This window comes from Pseudomonas sp. AC070, from assembly GCF_979258635.1.
The window spans coordinates 5,266,379-5,270,612 of sequence record NZ_OZ409871.1 but is presented as its reverse complement, the minus strand read 5'-3'; the positions used below and the strand labels follow the sequence as shown (position 1 = coordinate 5,270,612).

At 58.6% G+C, this 4,234-nt stretch carries 3 protein-coding genes; 2 read left to right on the top strand and 1 reads right to left on the bottom strand.

Annotation, left to right across the window (positions count from 1 at the left end; all coding sequences use genetic code 11):
• Positions 1-286 precede the first annotated feature (286 nt).
• Together ACZZ0Q_RS23675 and gspD are read left to right on the top strand one after the other, a co-directional pair.
• Positions 287-982 carry a type II secretion system protein N gene (locus tag ACZZ0Q_RS23675; RefSeq protein ID WP_463540539.1) on the top strand — a complete coding sequence of 232 codons (696 nt, stop codon included), beginning with the start codon at positions 287-289 and terminating at the stop codon, positions 980-982.
• A gap of 13 nt (positions 983-995) precedes the next feature.
• Positions 996-2,918, top strand: coding sequence for a type II secretion system secretin GspD (gene gspD, locus ACZZ0Q_RS23670; RefSeq protein ID WP_463384265.1), 1,923 nt, complete (start codon positions 996-998; stop codon positions 2,916-2,918).
• Positions 2,919-2,960: 42 nt separating this feature from the next.
• On the opposite strand, the gene ACZZ0Q_RS23665 is transcribed toward gspD, so the two are convergent.
• Positions 2,961-4,073 carry a DUF1615 domain-containing protein gene (locus ACZZ0Q_RS23665; protein ID WP_463540540.1) on the bottom strand — a complete coding sequence of 371 codons (1,113 nt, stop codon included), beginning with the start codon at positions 4,071-4,073 and terminating at the stop codon, positions 2,961-2,963.
• Positions 4,074-4,234: the final 161 nt, after the last annotated feature.

Genomic DNA, 4,234 nt, shown 5'->3' with positions numbered 1-4,234 from the left:
TCGGCGAAACCCGTAGAAGCGGCATCCGTGCAGCATATTCGTCGATAAGTTCCATTTAATTTGTGCATCTAGCACAAGGCTGTTGATAGACTCAGCCTTTACGATGGCGAGATGCTATACAGGCGCTTTGGGTATTTCAAGCCCGATACAAATACCTAAATCGCATAGCCAGAGAAAATGTGAACCAGCGCATGGAAAATAGCGAAGCGACCAACGGAGTTATCCGCTGTCTTTGCACGTAAACATTGTGCCGATAGTATTGCCGCGCCATTACAGGGACGATTTCATGGCCACCTTAGTTGCCCGCCTTAACCAACTTCTCGCCGTCCGCTCAATTCGCTTGAGTGCACTGCTGGCGCTGGCTATTGCCATGTTGGCGACGCTCGGCTGGCAAACTAGCCAATTTATTCGCGGCGTGAACACGCAAGCGCGAGTTGCCAGCACGGAAAATAGTGAGGCAACTAACGAAAGCGCTCCGGTAAAACCCGGAAGTTCGCTGTTAAGTTTATTTGGCGCTAAAAACGCAGACGCCGATTTAACCGCGCAAACACTTGAAAAACTTCCGGAAAGTAATCTTAACCTGCAAGTCTCGGCGATCTTTTTTATGGCCCGCGCTGAGCAAAGTTCGGTGATTCTGGAAGACGGCGACCGCACGTTAATGCTTAAACGCGGCGAAGAAGCCCGGCCCGGCATTGTTGTGCAGAACATCGAAAGCCATCGCATCACCTTGAAACGTAACGGAAAACTCGAACAAATCAGTTTCAAGGGTTACGGCGAGATGCCGGGCGCAGCGCCAGCGACAACGTCTGAACCGGCGGCCGCGCAAGTCAGCGCGGCACTGCCCGATATACAACCCGATAACACCGACATGGTTGCTCAGGCGCCCGTGGAAATACCCCCTGCACCACCTGCCGCCGTAGAGCAGAACTCACCCACTGCCTATCAACAATATATCCAGCGCAAACTCGCGCAAGCCAAGTAGTAGAGTGCCCAACGTGTCGATCCGAGCCGTTCTGAAACTGCTGTTGCTCGTCTGTGTATGCGCCAGCCCATTTGCCTGGGCAGAGGAAGCCGCGCCAGAACCTGGCAACGAAGTGCGGATTAATATGCAGGACACCAATATCCGCTCGTTTATTGAGTGGATTGCCAAAGCCACCGGCAAAAACTTCATTATTGATCCGCGGGTTACCGGCAAAGTTACGGTCATTTCCAATGAAGCCATGGCGCCCGAAGAGGCATACCGCGTCTTTCTTTCGGTGCTGCAAGTGCATGGTTTTTCGGCAATTGAATCGGCCGACGCGGTGAAGGTGATTCCCGACGCCAACGCCAAACAGACCGGCGTGCCCCTGGTAGACGACAACGACCTCAACGACGACCAGCTCGTGGTTCGGGTCATTCGTACCGAGCACGTGCCCGCCACGCAATTGGTCAACATTCTTCGGCCAATGGTGCCGCAGGTCGGTCACTTGGCCGCTTACCCCGACAGCAACGCGCTGATCATTTCCGACCGGGCGTCAAACATTAACCAGTTGCTTAAGCTGGTGGCAGAAATAGACCGTGCCGGTCAGTTCGAGATCGACGTCATTCCGCTGAAGTTCGCCAACGCCAAAGAATTGTCGGCCATGCTCGGCACGCTGGTGCCGCAGACGGCCGGGCAGGAAGGCGCGTCGAAAATGAGCGTGTCGGTGGATGAACGCACCAACAGCATTCTGATTTCTGGCGACCCGAGCAAACGCCAGCAACTGCGCTCGGTACTGGCCAACCTCGACCGACCCGGCAACATCATTCGCGATACGCAGGTGATGTACCTGCACTACCTGAAGGCATCCGAGCTCGCGCAGATTCTGCAGAACGTCGCCACCAGCCTGCAGAAACAGGACAAAGATGTGGGCATCAGCACCGCCGACATCTCGATCCAGGCCAACGACACCACCAACGCCCTGATCATCAGCGCGCCGCCGGCCATTATGAAAACCATCGAAGGCGTGGTGAAACGCCTGGATATCCGTCGCGCCCAGGTGCTGGTCGAAGCGGTGATCGTTGAGGTGTCGGATAACAAGGTCAACGAACTCGGCGTGCAGTGGAAAACCTCGGAAGCGGCGCTTGGCGGCGACGGCCTGTTCGGCGGCTTCAAGTCGTCGCTCAAGGGCAACACCATCGACAGTTTTCCGACCAACCCGATCAAGCTCGACGCCGGCCTGAGCCTCGGCTTTTATAGCAACGGTTCGCTGCAAGCCCTGGTGCGCGCGCTGTCGACAGACGACTCGATGAATATTCTGTCGACGCCCAACCTGGTCACCCTGGACAACGAAGAAGGCAAGATCGTCGTTGGCCAGAACGTGCCGTTCGTAACCGGCAGCTCGACCAGCGCCTCGAACCCATCGACCAACCCGTTCCAGACCATCGAGCGTCAGGACGTGGGGATCACGCTGAAAATCAAGCCGCAGATCAACGAGGGCGACTCAGTCACGCTCAACGTCTACCAGGAAATCTCCAGCGTCACCAACGACACAAGCGCTGCTGACATCGTGACCAACAAGCGCTCCATCGAAACCCGCGTGCTGATCAAAGACAACATGACCCTGGTGCTCGGCGGGCTGATCTCGGACGAGGTTCGCGACTCGGGTGACAAGGTGCCGTTCCTGTCGAAAATTCCTCTGATCGGCCGCCTGTTCCGCAGCGACCGCAAGGAAGTGGCGAAGAAAAACCTGATGGTGTTTATCAAGCCCACCATCATTAACGACTTCGACCACGCCAACGAGCTGACCGAGGGTAAATACAACTTTATCCGCGAGCGTCAGTTGCGCTACGCCGACGAAGAAATCCCCAAGGGCGTACCCACCTTGCCAGAGCGGGTTAACAGCATCGAGAAAGAGCTGAAGGTATCGCCGCCTGAATTGCCGGTGATTACTCAGTAATCAGCCTGGCTGGATAGGTCGTTTCCCCTATTAGCCGCAGCTCTACCGCGCCCGCGTCAAACACTTCCGATACCGCTCATCCACCCGCTTGGCAAACCAGGCGGTGGTGAGCTTGCGCGTGATTTTTGGGCTTTTGAGGGTGATGCCCGGCAGCACCGCGCGGGGCACCGGTCTGCCGGCGCGTTTGTCTGCCAGGGCGAACAGGTCGGCGTAGAGGTCGGTGTCTTCGAAGGCGAGGCTGTCGCCTTTTTCCAGGGCGCGGCGGATGGCGGTGTCGCTGCTGTCCAGTTGCTTGCCTAGCGTGCGCACGGCTTTTTCGGTGGAGCTGGGCAGCAGCGAGCCGGCCACCAGCAGGTCGCCGTCCAGTTCCAGTTCAATGCCGGTCAGTTGACTCACGGCGCGCTGAAACGCGGCGTTGCGGCTGGCGTACCAGCCGGCGTTGAAGTCGGCGAAGCGGTACAGCGGTTCGGGGTAGTTGGCCGGGTAGCCGAGCAAGTGGGCGATGCCGAAGTACATGCCGCCGCGACGGGTGAAGACTTCCTGGCGCAACGTGCCGCTATGGGAGTAGGGGTAGCCGCGTGCGTGTTCGTCGGCAAAGGCGATACTGACTTGCATCGGCCCCCCGGTGTGCACGGGGTTGAAGGTGCCGAACAGTTGCGCGCCCAGGGGCACCATGTCGATGAAGTCATCAAAGATGGCGCTCAGCTGTTTTTCGCTGCGGGCGCCAGCCAGACGTTCGCTGTAGCTCTTGCCGGTGGGCGATTTGAGTTGCAGCGCGGCGCTGACGACGAAGCCCGGAATATGCAGGCGCGAGGCGCGGCGGTCGATTTCCTGGCGGGCGATTTTGCCCAGGCCCGGTACAGGCGGGTCCGCCTGATAGGTGGATTCCTGCTCGGTTACCGCCAGCACCGAGCACAGGTTGCTGTTATTGGCGTCCAGCTTCTGGGTGGTGAACGCCACCTGAATGTCGGTGGCCCAGCCTTGGCGATCATCCACTGTGGCGGGCATCAGCTTCACGACCTTGGCCTGGATTTCGCTGGGGCTGGGTTGCGGCGGTTGCACGGCGCGCGAACCGCAGCCGGTGAGCGCGAGCGCGGCCAGCAGCAAGAGCCAGTCAGCACGAGGCCATTGGGCAAACGGCAGGGATCGGAGCATGGAGATGGCCTTGGCAACGGTGGGTCGATTAAGTAATAGGCGGCGCCGCAGTGAAGACAAGCAGCGCGACCAGCGGTTCGGCTGATTACAGGCGGGGCGGAAGAAATGCGGGATCGTTCGTCGGCTTCAGGGCGGGAATTCGGGTTGCACCTTTTGCCGAA